This is a genomic window from Pirellulales bacterium, assembly GCA_035939775.1.
In the GTDB taxonomy this organism is placed as follows: domain Bacteria; phylum Planctomycetota; class Planctomycetia; order Pirellulales; family DATAWG01; genus DASZFO01.
Map to the genome: position 1 here is coordinate 1 of DASZFO010000160.1, position 24,997 is coordinate 24,997.

At 62.7% G+C, this 24,997-nt stretch carries 18 protein-coding genes; 15 read left to right on the top strand and 3 right to left on the bottom strand.

From position 1 onward, the window contains the following. Positions 1 to 373: hypothetical protein (locus VGY55_10635; protein ID HEV2970437.1), on the top strand; the 373-nt coding region annotated here is incomplete at its 5' end. 156 nt (positions 374 to 529) lie between these two features. Here the strand turns inward: VGY55_10635 and larE are convergent. Together larE and VGY55_10645 are read right to left on the bottom strand one after the other, a co-directional pair. Next, complete coding sequence (larE, locus tag VGY55_10640; protein HEV2970438.1) at positions 530 to 1,471, bottom strand: ATP-dependent sacrificial sulfur transferase LarE; 942 nt, start codon at positions 1,469 to 1,471, stop codon at positions 530 to 532. Between the two features lie 275 nt (positions 1,472 to 1,746). Then, complete coding sequence (locus VGY55_10645; GenBank protein ID HEV2970439.1) at positions 1,747 to 2,907, bottom strand: DUF4912 domain-containing protein; 1,161 nt, start codon at positions 2,905 to 2,907, stop codon at positions 1,747 to 1,749. Between the two features lie 821 nt (positions 2,908 to 3,728). Here VGY55_10645 and VGY55_10650 point away from each other — a divergent pair. The 14 genes from VGY55_10650 to VGY55_10715 all read left to right on the top strand — a co-directional run bounded on the left by VGY55_10650 (position 3,729) and on the right by VGY55_10715 (position 20,330). Further along, positions 3,729 to 3,986, top strand: coding sequence for an AtpZ/AtpI family protein (locus tag VGY55_10650; protein ID HEV2970440.1), 258 nt, complete (start codon positions 3,729 to 3,731; stop codon positions 3,984 to 3,986). Positions 3,987 to 4,009: 23 nt separating this feature from the next. Then, positions 4,010 to 4,468, top strand: a complete 459-nt coding sequence (locus VGY55_10655) for a hypothetical protein (GenBank protein ID HEV2970441.1) — start codon at positions 4,010 to 4,012, stop codon at positions 4,466 to 4,468. Beyond that, positions 4,461 to 5,396, top strand: coding sequence for a F0F1 ATP synthase subunit A (gene atpB / locus VGY55_10660; GenBank protein HEV2970442.1), 936 nt, complete (start codon positions 4,461 to 4,463; stop codon positions 5,394 to 5,396). Before VGY55_10655 ends, atpB begins: the two co-directional genes overlap by 8 nt. A 140-nt stretch (positions 5,397 to 5,536) precedes the next feature. Next, positions 5,537 to 5,782 carry an ATP synthase F0 subunit C gene (gene atpE / locus VGY55_10665; protein HEV2970443.1) on the top strand — a complete coding sequence of 82 codons (246 nt, stop codon included), beginning with the start codon at positions 5,537 to 5,539 and terminating at the stop codon, positions 5,780 to 5,782. 104 nt (positions 5,783 to 5,886) lie between these two features. Continuing rightward, a complete protein-coding gene (atpF, locus tag VGY55_10670) occupies positions 5,887 to 6,507 on the top strand; it encodes a F0F1 ATP synthase subunit B (protein HEV2970444.1) in 621 nt (206 codons plus the stop codon). 206 nt (positions 6,508 to 6,713) lie between these two features. Further along, entirely contained in the window at positions 6,714 to 7,355 is a 642-nt protein-coding gene (atpH, locus tag VGY55_10675; GenBank protein ID HEV2970445.1) for an ATP synthase F1 subunit delta, read from the top strand. Next, positions 7,306 to 8,850: a F0F1 ATP synthase subunit alpha gene (gene atpA, locus VGY55_10680; GenBank protein HEV2970446.1), complete on the top strand. Its 1,545-nt coding sequence runs from the start codon at positions 7,306 to 7,308 to the stop codon at positions 8,848 to 8,850. The genes atpH and atpA overlap by 50 nt, the downstream gene beginning before the upstream one ends. A 65-nt stretch (positions 8,851 to 8,915) precedes the next feature. Then, positions 8,916 to 9,866, top strand: a complete 951-nt coding sequence (gene atpG, locus VGY55_10685; protein ID HEV2970447.1) for an ATP synthase F1 subunit gamma — start codon at positions 8,916 to 8,918, stop codon at positions 9,864 to 9,866. Between the two features lie 115 nt (positions 9,867 to 9,981). Continuing rightward, positions 9,982 to 11,463: a F0F1 ATP synthase subunit beta gene (gene atpD / locus VGY55_10690; protein HEV2970448.1), complete on the top strand. Its 1,482-nt coding sequence runs from the start codon at positions 9,982 to 9,984 to the stop codon at positions 11,461 to 11,463. Between the two features lie 36 nt (positions 11,464 to 11,499). Next, positions 11,500 to 11,937, top strand: coding sequence for an ATP synthase F1 subunit epsilon (atpC, locus tag VGY55_10695; protein HEV2970449.1), 438 nt, complete (start codon positions 11,500 to 11,502; stop codon positions 11,935 to 11,937). Positions 11,938 to 12,207: 270 nt separating this feature from the next. Next, positions 12,208 to 12,750, top strand: a complete 543-nt coding sequence (locus VGY55_10700; GenBank protein HEV2970450.1) for an FHA domain-containing protein — start codon at positions 12,208 to 12,210, stop codon at positions 12,748 to 12,750. Between the two features lie 179 nt (positions 12,751 to 12,929). Then, positions 12,930 to 13,493, top strand: coding sequence for a sigma-70 family RNA polymerase sigma factor (locus VGY55_10705; GenBank protein HEV2970451.1), 564 nt, complete (start codon positions 12,930 to 12,932; stop codon positions 13,491 to 13,493). Then, positions 13,490 to 15,349: a LamG-like jellyroll fold domain-containing protein gene (locus VGY55_10710; protein ID HEV2970452.1), complete on the top strand. Its 1,860-nt coding sequence runs from the start codon at positions 13,490 to 13,492 to the stop codon at positions 15,347 to 15,349. The genes VGY55_10705 and VGY55_10710 overlap by 4 nt, the downstream gene beginning before the upstream one ends. 127 nt (positions 15,350 to 15,476) lie before the next feature. Next, positions 15,477 to 20,330: an autotransporter-associated beta strand repeat-containing protein gene (locus VGY55_10715; protein ID HEV2970453.1), complete on the top strand. Its 4,854-nt coding sequence runs from the start codon at positions 15,477 to 15,479 to the stop codon at positions 20,328 to 20,330. Positions 20,331 to 20,514: 184 nt separating this feature from the next. Here the strand turns inward: VGY55_10715 and VGY55_10720 are convergent. After that, on the bottom strand, positions 20,515 to 24,997 hold a 4,483-nt coding region (locus VGY55_10720; GenBank protein ID HEV2970454.1), incomplete at its 5' end, for a hypothetical protein.

Consider the following 24,997-nt stretch of genomic DNA (forward strand, 5'->3'; position numbering starts at 1 on the left):
GGTCGGGCAACAGGTCGGCGGCATCTACATGGCCAGCCTCGGCCGCACGCCCCAGTGGTTCGGCGAAGGGGCCGGCGGCGCGATCGGCTTGCAGATCGACAGCAAAGACCCGCGGCTCAAGTCCTGGCTGGGTGCGATCCCCCAAGTTTTGTCGAGCGGCGTCAAGCCCGACGGCTTTCTGGCCCGCTCGCTCCCCGAGGAAGAAAACGAAGTGCTCGCGATGGGCTTCGTCAAAGCGCTGATGGGTCCATCGTCGAAGTTCAATTCATTGCTCACCGGCCTTCGGCAAGGCACGGACTTCGAAACGGCCTTCCACCGCGCTTATAACGCCACGCCCAAACAAGCGGCGGCCATTTGGGCGGCGCGGAAATAGACCGTAGCTGGATTCGCTCGCCGTAGCCGTAGGGTGCGTCAAGGCTCGTCGGAGACGCACCGTGGTGTGGCTCGCGGCCGATTGTCACGGCAGGTTCCGGTGCGTCAGCGCGGACTTGACGCACCCTACCGCTGCTCGGAATTCTGGCGAATTCCGCTACACCGTGCGCGGCGCGGGGGATGCGACCGCGTCGGCCGGGACCAGCACCAGGTTCTGGCTTCCCGAGCGGAAGCCTTCCAGATCAAGCGCGAGGTATTTGAATCCAAGGCGCTTGAGTTCGGCGACAAGCTGGCTGCGGAACGGTTCTTGGCAGAGCATTGTGATCGCGTCGGCAGGGACTTCGATGCGGGCCAGGTCGCCCCTGTGATAACGGACGCGCAGTTCGCGCAGGCCGGCGCCGCGCAAGAATCGTTCGGCGCCGTCGATCATCGCCAGTCGCTCGGGTGTTACCTCTTCGCCATACGCGATTCGGCTCGATAGGCAGGGCATGGCGGGCTTATCCCAGATCGGCAGTTGCCATTCGGCCGCCAGCGCCCGCACTTCGCGCTTGCCAAAGCCGCATTCAATAAGCGGGCTGCGCACGGCGTGCTCGGTGGCGGCGGTCATGCCGGGGCGGTAATCGCCCATGTCATCGAGATTCGCCCCATTGACGATCACCGCCAGGCCCAACCGCCGGGCGACCGGTTTGATCTTGCCGTACAACTCGCTCTTGCAGAAATAGCATCGGTCAGGGCCATTTTTCAGATAGTCGGGATCGGAGAATTCGGCCGTTTGCAGCACCTCGTGCCGAATGCCAATCAGCCGGGCCAGTTCGCGGGCTTCGTCCAATTCGCCGGTTGCGAGACTATCACTCGCGCCGGTGACCGCCATGGCCCGGTCCCCCAGCGCCAACTGCGCCGCCTTGGCGACCACCGTGCTATCCACGCCCGCCGAGAACGCCACGGCACAACTGCCGTACCCGCGAATCAGTTCGATGAGTCGAGGCGCTAGGGTCTCGGGATTCGGGGCTCGGGAATGCGCAAGCGGAAGCGGAATGTGATCCGATTCGTCCGTCGTTTTGAAATTGTCGCTTGTCACTTGCCACCCGCAACTTGTCACTCGCCGGTAGAGCGCAAAAAACGGCAGGTTCTCCGCCGCAATGCCGTGGCGATGGGGAATCAGGCGAGCCCGTTAGCATAAAGTGGGGCGCCTTGGCTCGGTTTGGTGTGATCCGCTCGCGGCGGCTAGACACGCGGCCGAACTATCGGGGCCCCAACGGGCTGATTTAAGGGCTCAACCCATTGTATCCATCGGCAGCACGAACATGGCAGAGGACCTGCCGTCTGGGACGAGATCGTAGCAGGGGCATTCGTGCGGGACAAGACAAACACCAATCACTCGCCGGTATCGCGGGTGAGCGGCTCCATCACCTTCGTATTGCGTTCGACCGCCAGGACAATCGTGCGCTGCTCGACGCCGTCTTTCGTGCTGGCGGTGAGCGGGATTACCTGTCGACGGTTTGGCAGATCGAGCCGGACGGAAAAGCTGCCGTCGGGGCGGAGCTTGAGCGGCTCGCCGTGTAGGGCCACCAGAGCGTCGGCATGCGTCGTGCCGTGGATCACAATCTCGGCCTCGACTTGAAACCGCAGATTGTGGTCGCGGGGCAAGAGCCCCTCGACCCCGGCCCCGAATCGATTGCCGTTGGGCGGGCCCATCGGGCGACGCAACCGCTCTTCAAAGAGTTCCTGCAGGTCGTTGCTCCCCTCGGTCGCAAAACCGCCGCTCATGGCGTAAATCTTGTCGCAATCGGCCAACACGTCGTTCCAATGCGCGTCGAGCGAATCGCTCGCCGCCCCGGCTGGCGTAGTCACGACGTTGCTGCGGGCCAACGAGAAGAACTTGCCGTTCGTCCCCAAATAACCGATCTCCAAGCGATACGTCTGCGGCGGGCTATGCACGTCGACATACCAATTCTTCACACCGCCATGAATCGGGATTTCCCTGAGCACCCGCTCGGAAGTGGTCGTATTGCCGTTGGAGGCAACCACCAGCACCCGCAGCATCGGCCGGGCCTGATGCCAATCGCGCCCCAGGGCCGCTTGAGCCCGAGCGATTCCGTGGGGCGTCAGTTCCCAATAGGCATGAAGCCAATACGGCCCACGAACCATCACGACGAGCCGGTCCTTGGACGACCCGTTGAGGCGGCCGTTCGGCTGGTCGAAGGCCAGATTCTTCGTCCGGCTCAGGCGGACCTTGGCCTGTTCGATTTTATGGGCGATCCGCGTCTTCTTCGCCAATCGTTGCGATGAGGCGCGCCGCAACGAGACTCCGTTGCGGCCCGCGGAAGCCGAGCCATTCTTGGCGGCTACGGCGCTTCGCGATCGGGTTGTAATCTTTTTTGCGACCTTGCTTTGAGCGGACTTGGCCTTTGCAATGCGCAACAGGGCGCGCACAAGTTGATCCTTCCGCATCGCATGCCAGCCGTTGACGCCGCGGCGCTTGGCGAGCTGGGCAAGATCTTTGATGCTGTAATTGCGTAGTGTGGACGCGGTCATGAAGGGGACATCCTCCGCTTTGCTAATTGCCGGCCGGGTGGAGGCCGATCAACAAGCAAATTCTGTAATGGGAGTCGTCCCTGACCAGCTCTCACCGACCCCATGCCTCGATAATCCCTACCGAGGGAGGGCAGCACCGACGGCGGGCCGCCACTTGTCTCGCTTGCACCGCCCGGCATTCTCCATCGCTGTTTATTTCGCCGCGCACGGTTCGCGGTCGGTCAATGGGGAACGGGCAATTCCCGCTAAATTTAGTTCGCTTGGCTCAGTCCAATTATTTGGATGCACGATCGGCGGAATCAGTTCAGGCTTTAATGTACTTGAATTGGCCGAGAAACGCAACGCTTGGGCCGTCGCGGCACACGTGACAATCGAACTTCGACGCCACCTAATGGATGGCGGCATAGGAGGTTGCGTCGTGGCACAAGAAATGTTTGCGGCTGGGCAGCGTAAATCGCAAGACGTCGGAGTCTCGCACGGGGTTTGTCGGAAATCCGGGTGAATTCCACTACTCGACAATGCTCGCCCACAATCGCCCGATGGAAAGTCGGACTTGCGCCCTCTCAGACGGCCCTCCACGCGGCCGATCTTGCCGCCGCAAGATATTTGTTTAGAATGGGTTGAGTGACATTGTGAAAAAAATCACGAATTTCGCGGCGAGTGCGTTGACGCCCCAGGAATCGTGCATTAGATTAAGCACCTCTTGGGATTAGTTTGTTGCCCGCTCGATCAAGGTTTTGGCGCTTGCTCGCGGTCAAACTCATCTTGGCCGCCGGCTTTTCGGGTGAGATCGCGAACGTCCGCTTCAGCGAGTTGGAATCGTGCCGACTTCCGACGACAGGCCTCCAATCGCCGTGGCGATGGAATGGGTAGCGCGGATCGCGGCCGTGGCGCTTGAAATGATCTTGCCGGGATTGGCCGGCAAATGGCTCGACGATCGTTGGCGAACCGAGCCATTGTTGACGCTGATCGGGTTTGGCTTAGGAATGGCAGGCGGCATTTGGCATCTGTTGCTGATGACGGCTTCGACAAAGAACAAACACAAGCCGCCTAAGCAAGATAAGTCGCGAGACGATTGACTTGGCTTTGAAGGATCAAGTTCGTGGGTGAAGGGCTACCAGCAAGCTCGACGGCGGTGGGCGGGCGGCGAGCGCCGAGCTTGGCCTGGGCCTGCGTGCGATTGGCACTGACCATGGTGGCAGCCTATCCCATCGTTGCGCTGATTGGCAGCCAAATGATGAAGATGCCGATTTGGGAAACGGCGGCGCTGGCTGCGGCGATTTGTTGGCTCAGCGCAACGATTGCCCTGATCGCGTTTCACTTCTTTCGACAGCGCGGGAATGGGGCAGCGGGCACTCTGATCGGAACTCTCGTGCGGCTCGGTATTCCCGTGGTCATCGGGATCGCCGCGACCAACGCTGGTGGAAAGCTGAGGGATGAGGGCTTCTTCGGTCTGATCGTCGTCTTCTACATGGTTGCGTTGGCGGCCGACACAATTCTTGCATTGGCGTTAGCTCGCCTTCCCGCGAGCGGCGGAAGAAACGGTATGCCGCATGGCTGAGTCCATTCTGCACATCAAGGATAGCTACTTCTTCGAAGTGCCGAGGTTCATTGCGCGCTGGTTTGATTGGAATTCGCTCGACCAAGTGCCGAAATGGCTGCGGGACGCCCATCCCGAGCTTAAAAACATACAACAGTGGAACGAGGCATTGGCTGGCAAAATTCTCATTCCGCAATGGTTCGGCACTCCAAGGAACCTATACGAATCCGCGAGCGGCTTCTGCCTTTCCAAGTTCATGATCTTAGAACTTGTGGCCTGCGTCATCCTGGTGGTCTTTTTCGTGCGGCTGGCGCAAAAGGTTCGCAAGGGAGGCGTGCCTCGGGGCAGTCTTTGGAATATGGCGGAGGCAATCCTGGAGTATTTGCGCGACAATGTCGCACGGCCGGCGATCGGGGTACACGACGCGGATCGCTTCGTGCCGCTGTTGTGGACGGTTTTCCTGTTCATCCTCACGTGCAATTTGCTCGGGATGATCCCCTGGGCCGGCTCGCCGACGGGGTCGTTTGGAGTGACGCTTGCGCTGGCGGCCGTGACCTTCGCCACGGTGTTGATCTCCGGCATGATCCGGTTCGGCGTCGTCGGCTATTGGCTCAATCAAGTGCCGCACATGGAATTGCCGCTCTTGTTCTATTTTCTGATCCCGATCATCTGGTTGATTGAAGTCGGAGGAATGTTCATCCGGCACCTCGTCCTGGCCGTCCGACTTCTAGCCAATATGGTGGCTGGCCATTTGGTGCTGTTAGCGATTCTGGGAGTGATCGCCTTGGCCGCCGGAAGCAGCCCTGGCCAATGGGCGCTGGTAACGGTGATTGCCGTGGTCGGTTCGGCTATGTTAAGTTTGCTGGAACTATTCGTCGCGTTTCTGCAAGCGTACGTGTTCACTTTTTTGTCGGCCCTGTTCATTGGCATGGCGATTCACAAGCACTAATTCCGAATCGCGAAGCCATCGAACTGACGAATTCGAAATCTCGTTAGGAACCTTTGCAATAAGGAGAGTAACCTGTGAGCAAGTTAGTTCAGATCGTCTCGACTGCGTGTTCCATATTGTTGCTGGCGGCGACCCCGGCTATGGCCCAGACCTCGGGCCAGGCTTCGCTAATCAGCTTCGGCGGCGCGATCGGCTGCGGGCTGGTGGCCATCGGCTCGGGGCTGGGTATCGGCAAGCTGGCCGCCAGCGCCGTGGAGAGCATGGCCCGGCAGCCCGAAGTGGCCGGCACCATCCAAACCGCGATGATCATCGCTGCCGCGTTGATCGAGGGTTTCACCTTCTACGCTTTGTATATCTGCTCGACGCAGAACCCTTGGGCTAAGTAGTCGTTATTGTGAGGAAAGCAGTGATGATGTGCTCTTATGGGATCCGTTTGTCGACGGTCGCTGTTGCGCTCGCCATAGCCGGCACGATACCTGCCAGAGCCGCAGTGGATGCTCCTGCGGCGAAGGACGCAAGCTCGGCTGAGGCGGCGCGCGCGGCGTCACCGGAGGCGAGGGCTGGCGCGGAACATGAGGGTCATTTCGGCGCGCCTGCGACGGTCCAGGGTCCCGAGGAGTTCAAGTCTGATCTGGCCATCTACACCTTCATCGTTTTCCTGCTCCTTCTGGCGATCCTCTGGAAATTCGCCTGGGGGCCGATCGTGGCGGGGCTCGAAAAGCGGGAGCAGGGGATTGCCGAGAATATCGCCGCCGCCCAGCGGGCTCACGAAGAGGCCAAGTTGTTGTTGGCCGACTACGAGCGCAAGCTGGCCGGGGCGGCCGATCAGATCCGCGTGATGATGGAAGAGGCCCGCAAAGAAGCCGAAAAAACCAAGGTGCAAATCATCGCCGAAGCCAAGGAGGCGGCCAAGCTCGAATTCGACCGCAGCAAGCGCGAGCTGCAGCGGGCGACCGATCAGGCGCTCAAGGAACTTTCCGAGCGGGCGACGAATCTGGCCGTCGATCTGGCCGGCAAGATCGTGCGGGCTCAACTGAGCCACGCCGATCACGCCCGATTGGTGCAAGAGGCGATGAGTGAGTTCGTGGCAAGTGGGCCTAGCGTGAATTGAGTTGAGAGTGCAAGTTGCCGGTGACGATGAACCGAACCAAAGTGCGAACTCCTCTCCCTTTGGGAGAGGTTGGGTGAGGGTGAAGTGTTTTGGGTGTTCCCCTCACCCCAGCCCTCTCCCAGAGGGAGAGGGAGCCAGTCAAGGGCGATTCGAGCGAGAGGGAGCCGTTCAATGGCGATCCGGAAGGTCCGCCCTGCGGAACATCGATGACTAAATCTGCGAAACGAACGTTCTCGAATCCCTACGTCAACGTCGGCGCCCAGCAGGTGGCAACGGTGTATGCCAGCGCGCTGGTGGATGCGGCGGAGGCGGCTGGCAAGACCGAAGCCGTGATGAGCGAGCTGGACAGCTTCATCGCGGACGTGCTCGCCGTCGTGCCGCACTTCGAGTCGGTGCTCGGCTCGGCGCTTGTCTCGGCGGACGAGAAGAACGCGTTGCTCGACAAGGCGCTCCGCGGGCAGGCCTCGCCGGTTTTCCTGAACTTTCTCAAAGTCGTCGCGCGTCACGGCCGGCTCGACATCCTGCGGCCGATCCACCAGGCGGCGCACACGCTTTTCGACCGGATGCGCGGCGTGACTCGCGTGCAAGTCGCCTCGGCTTCGGAGCTGGACGACGGGCTGACGCGGCAGTTGACCGATTCGGTCCGCAAGATGCTCGGCGGCGTGCCGATGCTCGAAAAGGAAGTCTGGCCGGAATTGGTCGGCGGCATGATGATGCGCGTCGGCGACACGGTCTACGACGCCTCGATTTCCACCCGCCTCGAAAGAATTCGCCAAACGATGATCGATAGGAGCGTCCATGAGATTCAAAGCCGACGAGATCGCTTCAGTTCTGCAGAAGGAAATTGAGCACTACGAGTCCCAGATCGACGTCCGCGAGGTCGGGCGCGTCTTGGAAGTCGGCGACGGGATTGCGCGCGTCTACGGCCTCACCGGCGTCATGGCCGGCGAGATGGTCGAGTTCCCCAACGGCACGATCGGGCTGGCCTTCAACCTGGAGGAAAACTCCGTCGGCGTGATCATCCTCGGCGATTTCTTGCAGATCACTGAGGGAGACGAGGTGAAGAGCACCGGGCGGCTCTTGAGCGTGCCGGTCGGGGATGCCGTGATCGGCCGGGTGGTCGATCCACTCGGCCAGCCGCTCGACGGCAAAGGCCCGATCGTCACCAGCGAGCGCCGTCAGGTCGAGAGCAATGCCCCCGGCGTGTCGCAGCGGGCGCCGGTCCGCGAACCGCTGCAAACGGGCATCAAGGCGATCGACGCAATGACTCCCATCGGCCGCGGCCAGCGCGAGCTAATCATCGGCGACCGCAAGACGGGCAAGACGGCCATCGGGATCGACGCGATCATCAACCAGAAGAACTCCGACGTGAAGTGCTTCTACGTCGCGGTCGGACAGAAAGATTCGACCGTGGCCAACGTGATCGAAGCGCTGCGGAACCACGGGGCGATGGACTACACGACGGTGATCATCGCCGGCGCGAGCGCCCCGGCTCCGCTGCAATACGTCGCGCCGTATGCCGGCACGGCGATGGCCGAGTATTTCATGTACAACAAGGGGCATGCCCTGATCGTGTACGATGACTTATCGAGGCAGGCCCAGGCTTATCGCCAGTTGTCGCTCCTGATGCGCCGCCCGCCCGGCCGCGAGGCCTATCCGGGCGACGTGTTCTATGCCCATAGCCGGCTGCTCGAACGCTCGGCCAAGCTGAGCAACGAATTGGGAGGCGGCTCGCTCACTTCGCTCCCCATCATCGAAACGCTGGAAGGGGAAGTGTCGGCCTATATTCCGACGAACGTGATTTCGATCACCGACGGGCAGATTTATTTGCAGCCCGATCTGTTCTTCCGCGGTCAGCGGCCGGCGATGAACGTGGGCATCTCGGTTTCGCGCGTCGGCGGGGCCGCCCAGGTCAAGGCAATGAAAAAGCGCGAGGTGGCCGGCGGCTTGCGATTGGCGCTGGCCGCGTTTCGTGAGCTGGAAGCCTTCGCTCAACTAGGGACCGATCTCGATCCGGCCACGCAGGCGCGGCTCGACCGTGGCTATCGCATGGTGGAGATTTTGAAGCAGGGGCAGTATTCGCCGATGGACGTGATCGACGAGGTGCTGATCATCTTCGCCGGCAACGGCGGCCACTTGGACGACGTGCCCTTGAACCGCGTCGCCGAGTGGGAGCGCGATTTCCTGATCTTCATGCGCGACCAGAAATCGGCGATCCGCAACAAGATCGCCGACACCAAAGACCTCGACGACGCCACGATGGCCGCGCTCTCCGCCGCGATCGGCGAATTCAAGGCCCAGTTTGCCACCAAGAAAAAAGAAGCCGCGGCGGCAGCGAAATGAGAACCTTCGTACTTTGTACTTCGTCCTTTCCGAGCCCCTAGCCCCGAGTCCCGAGCCCCGGCCCCATGGCTAAAGCCCGCGCCCTCGATAAACGCCGCAAGTCGATCCGCAACATCCGCAAGATCACGCGGACGATGGAGCTGATCGCCACTGCGCGGTTCAAGAAAGCGATGGATCGGGCCCATGCGGCCACCGCCTACACGCGGCGGATCACGCAGTTGGTTTCCGATCTGGCCAACAGCGGCCTCGAAGTAACGCACCCGCTGTTGGAAGGGCGCGACGAGACCAAGCGGGCGATCCTGCTCGTGCTCACCGGCAACCGGGGTCTATGCGGCGGTTACAATTCGAACGTCGTTCGCCAATCATTCGCGCGGTTCAACGAACTCAAGGCCGCCGTGCCACACCTGGAGATCGAAATCTCCGGCAAGCGCGGCATCTCGGCGTTTCGCTATCGCGGAGTCACGCCCGCCGAGAAATACACCCAATTCGAAGACAAAGTGACGTTCGCCGAGATCGATGCGCTGGCGAAGCGGTATCTTGCGGCCTACGCGGCGGGTTCGCTCGATCGGCTCGACGTGGCGTACATGCAGTTCCATAGCGTGAGCCGCCAAGCGGCGGTGGTCGAGACGCTGCTGCCGCTCGGCTCGCTGGCCGGGGCTGGCGCGGCGGTCGGAGGTCGGACGTCGGAGGTTGGAGGAGGCGCCGAAAAGTCCGGCGACGGGAAGGTCGCAGCCGGCGCGGCCTCGCACGGGCAATCGCAATATGAATTCCTCCCGTCCGCGGCCAGCATTTTGGAAGAAGTCGTGCCGACCAGCTTCAAGGTCAAGCTGTTCAAGTGCTTTCTCGATTCGGCCGTGAGCGAGCAGATCGCCCGCATGGTGGCCATGAAATCGGCCACCGAAAACGCCGACAAGATGATCAAGAGCCTCAGCCGCGCCTATAATCGGGCCCGCCAGAGCCAGATCACCGGCGAGATCATGGAAGTGCTCGGCGGCGTCGAAGCGTTGAAGGGCTAAATGTCGAATGACGAATGTCTAAAGAATGACGAAGCACTAATGACGAATCGCAAGCGGCACGCGAAGCGTGCTTTGCTTCCCTTGTCCCGAGTCCCTAGCCCCTAACCTCCCTCCCATGGCTCAAGCAACCGCGCCGAAAACGAATTCCCAGCCCGCTCGCGCCACGGCCAAGAACGTCGGCCGCGTGACGCAAATTATCGGCTCGACGTTCGACGTCGAATTCGCCGAGGATAGCCTTCCGGCGATCTACAACGCGCTGAAGGTGAAGTCCGATTACAAAGGCGTGCATCTCGATCTGACTGGCGAAGTGCAGCAGCACCTCGGCGGTGGCCGCGTGCGGTGCGTCGCCTTGGGAGGCACCGACGGCATGGTCCGCGGTCAGGAGTGCCTCGACACCGGTTCGCCGGTGAAAGTTCCGGTCGGAAAAGCCACGCTCGGCCGCGTGTTCAATCTGGTCGGCGAGCCGGTCGATGGCCGCGGCCCCGTGCAAGCCGACGAATGGTGGCCGATCCATCGCGACCCTCCACCCGTCATCGAACTTTCGACCAAGACCGAGTTGTTCGAAACGGGCATCAAGGTGATCGACTTGCTCACGCCGTTCGTCCGCGGCGGCAAGGCCGGATTGTTCGGCGGGGCGGGCCTCGGCAAGACGGTCATTCTCACCGAGCTGATCGCCCGCATCGCCAGCGCCCACGGCGGCTTTTCCGTGTTCGCCGGCGTCGGCGAGCGGACCCGCGAGGGGACCGATCTCTGGATCGAGATGCAGGAGGCCAAGATCGGCGACACCGGCCGCAGCGTCATCGAGCAGACTACGATGGTGTTCGGCCAGATGAACGAGCCGCCGGGAGCGCGGTTGCGCGTCGCGCTATCTGCCCTGACGATGGCCGAATACTTCCGCGACAAGACCGGGACTGACACGTTGTTGTTCATCGACAACATTTTCCGCTTCTCGCAAGCGGGCAGCGAAGTCTCCGCGCTCCTGGGCCGCATGCCGAGCGCGGTCGGCTACCAGCCGACGCTCGGAACCGAGATGGGCGCCTTGCAAGAGCGAATCGCGTCGACCAACAAGGGGGCGATCACCTCGGTGCAGGCCGTGTATGTGCCGGCCGACGACCCGACCGACCCCGCCCCCGCGACCGCGTTCGGCAACCTCGACGCGTTCTTGTATCTCGAGCGCTCGATCTCGGAAAAGGGCATTTACCCGGCGGTCGATCCGCTGGCGTCGTCGAGCCGCATCCTCGATCCGCAGTATGTCGGTGAGCGCCACTACGCGATCGCCCGCCGCGTGCAGCGCACATTGCAGCGCTACCGCGAATTGCAAGACATCATCGCGATCCTGGGGATCGACGAGTTGAGCGAAGAAGACAAGCTCGTCGTTCACCGGGCCCGCCGCATGGAGATATTCCTGTCGCAGCCGTTCCTCGTCGCGGAGGTGTTCACGGGTAAGCCGGGAGAAATCACGCGGCTCGAAGACACGATTCGCAGCTTCGAGGAGCTGGCCGACGGCAAATGGGACCACCTGCCAGAGGATGCGTTTCGCTATGTCGGGCCGATCGAGCAAGCTGAGGAGCAGGCGAAGAAGCTGGCGAAGAAATAGGAGTTCGGAGGTCGGAAGTCAGAGGTCGGAAATGTTATGGTTGAGCGACACAATAAAGGCGAAGCGCCCGGCGCCCGCGCGGTGCATTGCAGCGTCGTGACTCCAGAGGCGACTGCGCTGGAAACGATTGCCAACTTCGTCGCCCTGCCGCTCTACGACGGCGAGATCGGCATCGCGCCGGGACATAGCCCATTTATCGGCCGTCTGGGCTACGGCGAGCTGCGGGTCGTCGAGGGCTCGCAAACGCACCGGTATTACGTCGACGGCGGCTTCGTTCAGGTGGCCGACAATGTGGTCTCCGTGCTCACCAACTATGCCGCTCCTGCCGAAAAGCTCGATTCGAACCAGGCCCGCGAGCAGCTTACTTCGGCCCGAGCCCGAGCGGCCAACTCCCCGGAAACGATCGAGGCCCGCGACCGCGCCGAGCTTCAGGCGCGGGCCCAATTGCGGCTGGCGGAGAAGGCGGGGAGATAGGGGTTACGGAAGTACGAAGTACAAAGTATGAAGCTTATGGCCCGCGGCGCGACATTCCGCGTTCGTCGTTCGTTTGACGTTCGTCATTCGACCGCTCCCACCGTTCAGGTTTAGCCAACCGGCCTGCTCGCTATTTTGCGCCGCGGATTCAATCTCTTGCCGGCGTAATGCGGTTTACCTCGTCCGGCCGGAGTGCCGAAACGAGTTTAGCGAGAGCGTCCGCGCTGCGGCGCGACGGAATCTCACGACCCGGCCCCCGAGAATTGCCCGATGAGCCCTCCCTTCTACCGACACGACCGGCCGCATCTTTTGAGAACCGGCAGCGGGCGGGGGTTGCTGCAAGTGGATTTGGAAATTCTGCGGGGCCGGGCCCAGAATCGAGTCCGGCCCATCAAAGTTCCCGCGTTCCTGATCGGCAGCGCCCCCGACTGCGATCTGGTGCTTGGCGACAACCGCTTTCCCGAGGCCCATTCGTATTTGCTGCTTTCGCCGAACGAAGTGTCGCTGCGCTGGCTGGGGATTGGGCCGGAGGTGGCCGTCAACGGCGAGCCGATCCAGAAAGCCCGGCTTCGCGACGGCGATCACCTGCGGATGGGACCCTATGAGTTCCGAATTTCGATTCGCCTGATTGCGGCCCCACCGAACGCTTCGGAGCCGCAAATCCTCCGCCTGGGCCGTCGTCCGCCGGACGATTTGGGAACGGCCGCCGGCGAGATTCGCGGGCTGTTGGCCGAAATTCGGCAGGCGAGCGAGGGAGACGGGACGGGGCTGCGCCGTTTCGTCCGAGCGCGGCGACGGCAAGGCGTCGCCTAACCGCCCGAACCAAATTTTGGATTTTCGAGTTTGGATTTTGGATTGAGTCCAAGATCGAAAGTTCAGATTTGAGATTCTTCATGGCGCTGGCGATAATTTCGGCGAGATTCGGAGTTGGCGGGCAATTTCCCATTAGGGTGTCTTTGTCGGCCGTGGGGGTATCGCCTGGCTGAGAATCCATGCGCAAGGCTGGATACGAACGGGGAGTTGCGGTCGTGCAATCGCCGCTGGAACCGGATGCATTCGTGCGCCAGCTTACGGAATGTCAGCGGCGGTTATACGCCTACATATTCTCGATCCTGCCCGACTTCGTGGCCGCCGACGAAGTGCTGGCCGAGACGAACGTAACCCTGTGGCGGAAATCGGCGGAGTTCCAACCCGGCACCGACTTTGCCGCCTGGGGGATGCGAGTGGCCTACTTCACCGTATTGGGCTACCAGAAGAAGCGCCGCCGCGATCGCCATATCTTTAGCGGCGATCTCCTGGACGAAATTGCGGCCGAGGCCGTCGAGTCGCTCGACCGTGCAGACGACGAGCGAGCGGCGCTGCGGTCGTGCATCGAAAAGCTGCCCGGCGACGACCGTCAGCTCGTTAGCCTGAGATACCGAACGGGAACTTCGGTGCAAGATATCGCGAAGCAAAGGAATAAGACCCCCGGCGCGATCTCCTCGGCATTGTATCGGATTCGCAATGCGTTGGCGGACTGCGTGGAGAGGACCTTGCGGCTGGAGTCGTCGTCATGAGCGAAGAGCAATGCGCCCCGGATCGATTGCGGCCGCTGTTGGTCAATCTTCTCGACGGAGAACTGACCGACGATCAGGTCGCCGAGTTGCAAACGGTGCTGCGTGAAGACGCTATGGCGCGGCAATTCTATCTCCGTCACATCAAGACCCACGCGATGCTTCATTGGGATCACGCGGGGTTGCCGGCAGCGCTCACGCCGGCGGTGCTTGAACCGGCTGCTCTCAATTCGCCGGCGGTCACTCCGCTGGCAGAAGAGTTGTCAGCGGGCAACTCGTCGGCGCGCAATCCGGCAGTCCCAAACGCCATGCCGACTCCGCTCTCGCTGCCCACGTGGCCGATCCCTGGTGGCTCGATCGTCTCGTCGTTCCTGACGTTTGGCCTCGGTTTTGTCGCCCTGCTGGGAATTGGCGCATGGCTCGTCGCGATCGTTTTTCACCGTGACCCGCCCGACGGCGGCAAGGCGATCTCGGCCGCGAAGCCCCAAGAAACTCGACTCGCAACTCCCGTGGCCAAGCCGGCGGGGCCACTAGTGGCTCGGCTTACTTTGGCCGACGGCTGCCGTTGGCTAGACGGGCAGGATTCGCCGGAGCCGGGTGAGGCACTGGCGGTTGGACGATCGCTCCATTTGGCGTCCGGAGTGGTGGAGATCACGTACGACATCGGGGCCAGAATCATTTTGCAAGCCCCGGCGGCTTTTGTCGTCGAGTCTCCCAAAAGCGCCCGCCTGGAGATGGGCAAGTTGACCGCTGAGATCAATTCGCCGAATGCCCGCGGCTTCAAGGTCCTGACTCCCGACGCGGCCTTGGTCGATCAAGGGACCGAGTTCGGCGTTGAAGTCGCTCCGGACGGGAGTAGTAGGGTTCATGTTTTCAAAGGCGAAGTCGACGTCACCGTGAAGCCCAAGGGGGGTGAATCGCCGGCGACCCAACGATTGACGGCGAACGCCGGCGCCCGCCTCGAGCGCGATGCGCCGAACGTCACGCTCTTCGAGGAAACCGGCGAATCGTTCGTCCGCAACATGGACGAGGTCCATCGGAACCCGCACGTCGTCGCATACTGGCGGTTCGAGGATCATCCCGTCGGCGCCGTTGTCCCCGATACTCAGCAAAACACGAGAACGGTTCACGGCACGATCGATTCGTCGTTCAACGGAAACGATCTGTTCGCCCATATTCCGAATAGCCAGCCGAAGTTTTCCGGCGACGTGCCCGCCGGTACGGTGCCGCACACCGGCCAGCCGAATCTGGCGTGCCTGGACAATAGCGAGCCGATTTCGAACGTCCACACGCGCGACGTATACACGCGCTCGGCCTTCAGCCATGCTTCGCCGATCGACATCCAGAAAATCACCCCTGCCCAATGGACAATCGAGGCCTCGATCAAGGCGCTCAAGATGAAGGCGGCGGCGCAAACATTCGTCGGCCGCGACGCGGCGCCGGCGTTTCCAATCGCCGACGTGCCGCCGCGGCTCGCTTTTCAGATCAACGCGGAACATCGGCTGGCCATTCACTTTCGCGATGAGGAAGACCGCCTGCACGAGACCGTCGCCGCGAGTTTGGACCTGAAAGAAGGCCAGTGGTATCACGTGGCTGCCGTGAGCAACGGTCGTGCTCTAGTGCTCTATGCCGACGTGCTTGACGGCGCGGGATACCGGCTGGTCGCCAAGACCGACCTGCCGGCGACGGGCGCTACGGCCCTGGGCAACGGCAGCGATGACGCCGAATGGTCCGTTGGCCGCGGCAAGATCGCCGGTCATCCGGGCGAATGGTTTCAGGGTTGGATCGACGAGGTACGAATCAGCGACATCGCCCTTGACCCTTTGGAGTTTCTGTTCTCCGCCAAGAAGAAACCTTAGAGGAGTTCTCTGCCACGCACGCGTCTTTTTTGGGAACGCGGAAGCCATTCGGCGCCAATCTCGCGTTGGCTGCGTTCTCTGAAGAGTCACTTCAATTTCTCATCTTCTGAATTGATTAGGAAAACTCATGAGTCGCCCCATGCCCTTCTCCTGGGAAGATTGCGCCGTCGTCCGTTTGACCCTCGCCCGTCGTTGTATCGCGGTGGCACTGTTCTTGACCGCAATGTTCTTGCCGCGATTCGCCGGAGCGGCGAGTCAAACCTGGGTCGCGGCGCCGACCGATGCCAATTGGACCACGACCACGAACTGGTCGGGCGGCGCAGTGCCGGGTGCGGTGGCCCCGGCCAACGGCGCTCTCAGTCAAGACACGGCGACGTTTAACGCCGCTCTGGCCGCCGGCCCCGGCGGCCCGGGCACCACCATCGGCGGCGCGGACAACCCCATCATCATCGACAACACACGCGACCTCAAATTCTTCCTATTCGACACGGCCAATGTTGGGCCGTATGTATTTGGTGCGGTGGGCACCACGAATCAGTTGCAGCTCACCACCACCGGCGCCACGGGAGGGACTGGCAATATCACGATGAATGCGACCGTGACCAGTCCCGAGACGTTTAACGATCCCATTCTCTTCCGACTCGCATCCAGCACGAACGGCGCTTACACGCTTGTCAACAATTCGGCGACAACGACGGCAACGCTCGACTTTGCCGGCACCATCACGAACGGGTCGGCGAACACTCGCCCACAGACTCTTACGCTCGACGGAGCCAACACTGGCAGCAACACCATCGCGGCGATCTCGGACAGCACCACCGGCGGCACTGGAACCAGCGGCGCCATCGTTCTCATCAAGAACGGCACGGGCACTTGGGTGCTCGCCGGCGCGAACGATCTCCCGCAGAAGACCAGCGCCGGCGTGGCGGCTAGCGCCACGCTCAACGCCGGAACTTTGGAGGTGCAAAACGCCGGCTCGTTGGGAGCCATCACGCTCCCGGTGATCAACGCCGGCACCTTGCAGATCGACGGTGTCACGCTCAATCAAAATGCGCTCGCGCTGAACAACGGCGGCACGATCCGAATGAACGGAAGCGGGACGGTTAATGGAGTCACCATCGGAGCGACGGCCGCCAGCGCGACTCTGGCGACGACTAGTGCCACCGACGTCATGACCGTTTCGAATGGGAGCGCAGCCAATAAACTGACCGGCGGCCAGACCTCGACCGTGATGCACGTCGCCGGTCCCGGCACGGTTTCTCTGCCGTTCGCCACCAACTACAAGGGCACCTGGTCGCTCGATGGCGGAATTACCCAACTCGGAGATCCCGCAGCGCTCGGGGCGTCAGCCACTGTCGCCTTCGGCAGCGGCAGCACGGGAACGCTACAGATCAACGGCACTAGCCCGACGCTCCTCGGATTGAACACCAATGCCATTCCCGGCGCGACCGCGGTGGAAAACGGCCCGAACGGCACGGGCACGCTGACCGTCAACAACGCGACGACCAACACGTTCGCCGGCGTCGTGCGCGACGGCGGCAGCGCCGGCGTCAACAGTTTGGCGCTCGTCAAAATGGGAGCCGGAACTTTGGCGTTGACCAATCCCGGTTCCAACACCTATTCGGGCGGCACGACGATCAACAACGGCACCCTGCGCGTGACGAGTTCCTCGGGCACGGGCACGGGCCTCGTTACCGTCATGAGCGGCGGCACGCTGGCCCGTGCGGGCGTGGGAATGATCAATGTCGGCGGCCTGTCGATCAGCACCGGCTCGGCCCTCACGTTCGAGTTCAACAGCACCCCGGCCAATACCCAAATCATCGTCAATCCGGCCGCGACGTTGACGATCAACGGCGGCGGCGTCAATCTGTTTAACGAAGGTACTCTCTCCGGGATCACTCCCGCCGGCAGTACGGGCACCGTTACCAACTACCAACTGATCGGGTTCTCGGGCGCGATCGGCGGCACCGGACTGGACAGCACTTGGACCACCGCCAGCGCCACCAATCCGCACGTTCTCAATCCGCAAACCGGCTATAGCTACCAGTTCACGACTCCCGGCGACGGCTTCGTCGATTTGACCATGGTCCAACTGACGACGATCTCTGTGTGGAAGGATGCCGACGGAAATTGGTCCGCGCCGGGAAGCTGGACCAGCGGCGTGCCGATGGTTGCCGGCGATTCGGCCCATTTCACCGGCCCGATGACGGCCTCTCACCTCGTCACGCTCGACGCCAACGAGGCGGTCGGCGGCGTGCAGTTCAACGACAAGGGCACCGGGTTCAAATATACGATCGCCGACGGCGGCGCGGGCGGTCCCCACACACTGACGCTCAACAACAAGGGGAGCGGCGCGGCCATCAGCGATTTCGCCGGGAGCCACGAGATCAGCGCCACGCTAAGCTTGGCAGAAGCCACCACGGCCCTGGTGACCAGCGCCAGCGACTCGCTGAAGCTCTCAGGCCCGATTCATGGCGCCGGATCGCTCGCCATGTCGGGCAGCGGCACGCTGATTCTCACCTCAGCGAACAATGATTATGCCGGCGGCACTTCGCTCAACGGCGGCACGATCAACTTCGCGGCAGTCGCCAATCTCGGCGCCGGCGGCATTACGTTTAACGGCGGCACGCTGCAATACGCGGCCGGCAATATGGACGACATTTCCGCGCGGACCGTGACCCTCAATGCCAACGGCGGAACGATCGACACCAATGTCAATAACGTGACGCTCGCCAACTCCATCGGCAACAACGGGGCCGGCGGTTTGACCAAGGCCGGCGCCGGTACGTTGACGCTCGCCGCGGACAGCGCCTACACCGGCCCCACCAACGTCAACGTCGGCACTTTGCGCGTCGGCAACGGTGGGGCCACCGGCGCGCTCGGCGCGGGAGACGTGACCATCGCCGCCGGCGCCGTCGTGGATTTCAATCGGACCGCCGATCTGACGATGTCGCAAAACGTCGGCGGGGTCAGCGGCACGGTCATCAAGGACGGCCCGAATACGCTCACTCTGACTCCAGCCATAGGCAACACCTGGGGCACCGTGGCCGGCGGATTGACGATCAACGCCGGCACGATCAAGCTCGGCGCGGCCACGGCCCTGCCCACCGGCGTCCTGCTCACCACGACCGGAACGGGCACGCTCGATCTCAACTCGTTTAGCTCCATTCTGGGTTCGATCGCCGGAACCACCGGCACGATCACCGACACCTCCACGCCGGCCGTCGTGCCCGTCATCACCACGTTGACGGTCAACTTGGCCGCGGCGACGAATTATGGTGGCGCCATCGCCGGCGTTGTCGCCGGGCAACCGCTTGGCTTGACGGACAGCGGCCCGGCGATGCTGACCCTCACCGGCACGAGCAACATTTCGGGTGGCACAACGGTCAACGCAGGTACGTTGGAGATCCCAGCCCCCGGCGTCGTCACCACCACCAGCGCTCTCGTCAGAGTCGGCGCGACCTTGCTGGTTGACGGCGGCTCGCTGACCTCGAGCGCCCTGTCCGGGGTCGGGTCCAACAACCAAAATGGCGGCACTTTTACGCTCAGCTCCGGCACAGCCACCTTCAACGGTGGCATCTCAACCAACGCCGGCGCGCAGGATGGGGAGCTTATTCAGGTCACGGGCGGGACGTTCACCGCGACCTCCGTCGCGCTCGGGCGCACGGCGAACATCGGAGCACCGAACGCCACGACGTTCATTCCCCCGGCGATCCCCACCGCCTCAGGTTTTTACGTCAACAACGGAATCGTGAACATCGGAACACTGACGATCGGCACTGCCAACTCCACCGCCACCGCGCGCATTGACGGCGGCGCTGCCACTGCCACTGGCGAGGTGTTGATTGGACACCAAGCCAACACTCGTTGGAACTATCTCCAGGTCAACGGCGGCACATTCACCTCCACCGACGCGATCAACGGCATCGTCCTTGGCCAAAACAATAACAACACGGACAACGCCGAGTTGTACTTGTCCGGCGGCGTCACTACCGCGGAGTTGATCGGCTTCGGCACCACGACAGACACTTTGGGAGGCACCGCGAATCTCGTCGTCAACGGAGGCACCCTGTACGTTGGCAGTGGCGGCCTCGTGCTCAACAACACGGCCGGGCTCGTCACCAACATCGTCCTCACCACGGGCACCCTCGGCGCGAAGGCCGATTGGACGACGGCCCTGCCGGTCACTCTCAACGGCGATGCGGTGACCGGTTTTACAATCCAAGCTGCCGATGCGGCGAACGTCGCGCACAACATCAGCCTGACCGGCAACGTGAGCGGCGCCGGCGCGCTCACCAAGACCGGCGCGGGCGTGCTCACGCTCTCCGGTGTGGTAAGCTATACCGGCGCGACCAATGTGAACGGCGGCACGCTGCGGCTAAACGTCGCCTCCGGTTCCGCGCTGGCTACGAGTCCCCCGGTCATGGTGGCGGCTGGCGCTACGTTGGAGCTGGCCGGCCCCGTCTCCGCCTTGGGTGTCGCGGGAGGCGCTCGGACCGCCGTCGCCAACGACGGAAAGCTCGTGGTCTCGGGCACCGGCCAGATCGTGGCAGGCGTCGACAGCATCACGGCCGGCGCGGGAACCGTCACCGTCGACGCCGGCAGCGACCTGACGGCCGACCATATCGTGCAAGGCGCGCTGGTGATCGGCGGCGACGCCACGCACCCGGCCCTGCTGACGATCGATGCCTCCGATTCCAGCGGCAATCCCCTGGCGGCAACAAGCGGCTTCGCCTTAGCCGGCTCGCTCACGCCGAGCGCCCCGTTTGCCGCCGGCGCGCCCGCGTCCGCCAATCTGTTGGCCGTTGAATCATCTGGCAGCGCGGCGGGCTTCGACAATTCGGCGGTCGGCGCCGTCAATCTCGGCGGCAACGCGGCAGTCCCCGAACCGTCGACGCTGCTGCTCCTCGCGCTGGGCGGCCTCACGTTTTGTTTGGGTCGTCGGCTGACACAACAACGGACGATGCTCACAAAACCGTGACCGAATTCGCCAGAATTCTGAAGGGAATCCGCCGCGGCGGATGCCGTTCCGAATCCGTGGCGCGTCGTGCCGCATCACGGTACGCCGCAGAGGGCATTCCCTGCGGACGCGTAGGTCAGGCCTCTGGCCTGACAATCAGCGAGCGCGGCAATTGATGCCGGCGATGCGGGAGAGCGAGGTCGGCTCAATCGGTGTCAGGCCAGAGGCCTGACCTACTTGAGAGCAAGATCTCCGCAAATTCCCCGGCGCGCGACACCGAAAGGTCGCCGCCGGAATCAATGGAGGCGTCCTCGGCCAGCAGATTCAGTAGGGCGTCGTCGATCGCCGGCTGCGTGCCGCTGGAAACGACGGCGTCGACCGCGGCAGCGTCGAATATCGGCTGACGAGATGCGTCCCCGCCGCGCGCCAACGGATTTCCGCGGAAATCGCTAGCGGCAGAGGACGCGGCCGGCAGCGCGTCTGTGATTCCCGAACCGCGCGTCGGCATGTCCCACGCGGCCGTTCGCCCGTTCCATTTTGCCTGGCCGTGCACAATTCCCAAAACAAATGTTCTTAGATCGAAAGCCTGGAAGCTACCAGTCGCCGCCCCACCTTGCGCAAGGGCGGCTGGGCTGCCATTCGGTGGATTCTCGGCGAGAGGAAGGTCACTGGTTGCCGCGATCGGCGGCGCCATGCTCGCGGTAGCTTCGGCGCTCGACGATGCTACGACCAAGGGCGCAGTGATCGCCGGCTGAGACGCCGCACCCGACGCGTCGACTGCGAGCGGGTTGCCGGACGAATCGGACGGCGCGATCGTCAGCGTAGCGGGGCTGCCGGCGCTGCCGCCGATTACCAAGGCGCCTTGAACGATGCAATTGGCCGTGAGGTCGCTCCCGGCATCGATCAGCAAGGTTCCGGCGCCCGTGATGCTGCCGGCTGCCTGATGGGTTCCCGAGACTTCGATGCCCGCAGAGGCCGTGCTGCCATTGGCGATGTTGACCGGGTGGCTGCCGCCGGTGAGATCGGAAACGCTGCCGGCGAGTTCCAGCGTCGCGGCGCCGTCCACATTGAGCGAGATTCCCGAAGCCAAGCCGGGGGGCGCAGACGCCGCGAGGCGCAAGCGGCCATTGGCGACGTGCACGTTGCCGTTCAAGCTGTTCGTTCCCGACAAGGCCAGCGATCCAGCCCCCATCTTGGTGAACACGCTGAAACTGGTCGCCCCGCTGGACGCCGGGGAGTTGACCGTGACACTCTGCGTTGCATCAAGCACGGCGATGACCGGGTCCGAAAGCGCCGGCAACGGCGTGGCCGGAGCGATGGTCTTCGGGCCGGCCGGCAATTGGAAATAGATGGTGTGCGTCGTGCCGGGCATCAATCCGGCATCGAGCAGCGCCTGGCGCAGCGATCCGGCGCCGCTGTCATTGGCGTTCGTGACCGTCAGCGGGTTGACATTGATCGCGACCGAGGCGCTCCCATTGACGAAGTCGGTCGTGTCGGTTGGCGTGAACGTGACGCCCAGCGTTTGATTCTGACCGAGGCTGAGCAGCGTGCCGGCGGGTGGCGTATAGGTGAACGTGCCACCGAGCGGCGAGTTGTTGAACGTCGCCGTGGCATCGAGCTGTGTCGAGCCGAGTGCCGTGCCTAGAGCGACATCGGGCGGATTAGACCAAGTGATGGTCGGCGTCGCCGGAAAATAATCGATCACGTTGCCCTGCATCACAGTGTTGTAGTCGGCAGTGTCCGCGGGAGTGAAGGTGACGCTGAGGGAGTTGTCCGGTTGCGTTGGCAACAGGGCGCCGACACCCGGGTTGTAGACGAACGTGCCCGGAGTGTTGGCGGTGGCGTCGAGTTGGGTCGAAGTTAGCGGCTGTCCGTGAAACAGCCCAGGAGGTTCGGGCCACGTGATTGCCGGATTAGCCTTCGCGACATTGATCGTGACGGAGGCAGCCGCGGGGGCGTAGTCGGCGATGTCCGTGGGAGTGAATGAGACGTTGAGCGTTTGCCCTTGACCGGCGGACAGCACCGCGCCGGCGGCCGGAGTGTAAGTAAACGTGCCGGGCACATTGGCGCTGGCGTTGAGTTGCGTGGAACCGAGAGCCGTGCCATAGACGATGTCGGCCGGATTCTGCCAGGTGATCGTCGAGGCGCCTTTGATGATGTCGAACCGATCGAGCGAAACAGTCGTGCCGCCGCTGGCCGCGTCTTTCATCCCCGTAACGCGGACCACGAACGTGTGGAGTCCCGGCGCCACCAGCGGGCTGGTATAGACCAACTCGCAGTCCCCCGTGCCATCGTTTTCATAGAGGTCGATCATCGTTTCGGGACCGCCGTCGATTGAGACGGCGGCGATTCCACGGTTATTTTTTAGCCCGCCGTAAAACTTGATTTGCAAGCCGTTGAATAGCACCGTTGCCGTATTGTTCGCGGTGCCGGAATTGGTGACGGTGCCGTTATATGCGTTGCGGAGCATCGTGGGAGGATTCGGCCCGCTCAGCGACCAACTGCCAACGAGGTTGACTTGATTCGCGCCTGTGCCGACGGTGGTATCGTCGATCGTCAAAGTTGACGAGATCGTGAACGACGACGAGGTGGCGCCGGTCAAGCTGCCGTCGCTGGCGGCCAGCGTATAGGTTCCGTTCGTGATGATGATCAAATTGTTGAACGTGGCGACCCCAGCCGATGCTTGCGCCGCGGCATTGTTGACTTCGGTGGAGAATATGCCGCTGCTGAGAGTTACGGTCACGGTCGAGGTGTCGCCGGAGATCGTATTGCCGAACTGGTCTTGAACCGCGACCGCCACGGGGCTCAACGCCATCCCAGCGACGGTGCTCGCCGGTTGCTGCGTGAATCCCAACTTCGCGGCCGCCGCGGCAGCGATCGTGAACGAGTTGGAAATGGCGCCGCCGAGCGACCCGTCGGTCGCGGAGAGCGTGTACGTGCCGGCGGCATCGATAAGCAGATTATTGAACGTCGCCACGCCGGAAACGGCCTGCACGGTAGTCGTATTGCTCCCTCCCGCGAAGACGCCGCCGTTGAGAGTCACAGTGACCGGTGACGTGTCGCCCGTGACCGGGTTGCCGAGAACATCCTCGACGGTGACGCTCACGGAATTCAAGGCGACCCCCGCGGTGGCATTGGCGGGCTGCGCGGTAACGGCCAGCTTGCTGGCGGCGGCAACGCTGAACGTGCTCGAAACCGTGGAAAGCAAGCTGCCGTCGGTGGCGGAAAGCGAGTAGTTTCCCTGCGTGTTGATGACCAGGTTGCTGAAGGTCGCCACGCCACTCACGGCTTGAGCCGTGGCCGTATTGAAGCCGCTGGAAAACGTGCCGCTGCTGAGAGTCAGCGTGACCGTCGAGTTACTGCCGGTGGTGAACCCGTTGCCGAACTGATCCTCCACGACGACAGTTACCGCCGGTAGGATCGCTCCTCCCGTTCGAGCATTTTCCGGCTGCTGCCCGAAGGCCAGCTTATAGGCGACCGGAGTGCCAACCAACGGGGTCACACGGTTGCCGGTAGCCGTGTCCGAGGCCGCGTCCGAGATCGATACCGTATTCGAGAGAGTCAGCCCAGTGGGGGAATTATTCACAGTGACGGCGAACACGACCGAGCCAGTGTCTCCGGCGGCGAGACTGCCCACGCTGAACGTGTAGGTGGAACCGGTGCCGTGAACCCATCCGGAAGTGCTATTGGCGGCGTTAAAAGCGGTGTTGGCGGGGACGGTCTCGGTGAGGGCGACTTGCGAGGCGTTGACGCCGGTGGCGCCGACGATGCTGCCGGCATTCTCGTAATTGATCGTGTACGGCAGCACTTGGCTCGGCGCGGCGGTGACGTTTCCCTCGGTGAGCGACACGCGGAGCGCCGACGCCGTCGTCGTCAGCGGTGTGATTTCCACCCGGTCGAGGGCAATCGTGGCGTTTGTCGTGTTCAGGAATTTGAGCGTGTGCGTTCCCGCGCCAAGAGTCGGGGAGGTATAAACCAGAACATCTCCTTCTCCCTGGCCGTCGGGAGAATTGGTGTTATTGGCCAGCGAGACGTTCGTCGCCGCGCCGCCGTCGACGGAGATCGCGACGGTTCCATATCCACTCATTTCATCGGCATAGACCTTGATTTGCGAGCCGGAGAAACTCAGAGTGGCGTAGTCGCCTGTCATGCTGTCGCTGCTAGCGGTCCCTTGGAACGTGCCCATGGTGGACGTCGAAGTGCCCGGCGTCGCGTGCGACCATGCACCGACGTATTGGAACTGATTGGCCCCAGTGCCGATCACGGAATCGTCGACGCTCGCATTCGAAGTTAGCCCGAAAGCCTGAATGCGATCGGTGCCGACGAAAGCCACGCCGCGGGCGACGGCGAGCGTGTTGTATTTTCCGCCCATATCGAGTTGTTGATACGGACTGCTCCACAGCGGCTGCATCGTTAGCGCGTCGTATGCGTAAAGGGTCGGCGCTCCGTTGGAGAAATTGCCGGTTGTCAGCGAGTCTGACCGTTGAACGCCGGCATCGACGACCCACACGATCGGATTCGACGTTCCATTGGCCGTGATGATGCTGGCGCCCGGAAGGCTCAGCGTTTGTGTATTCTGCGTTGCAATCTGGAGAAAGGCATTCTGCCCAGGCGTCGCGACGATCTTGGTGACGACGATGCCGGGCGCCGTCGGAACCGTGGAACTGGCGGTCACTTTTTGCGAGCCG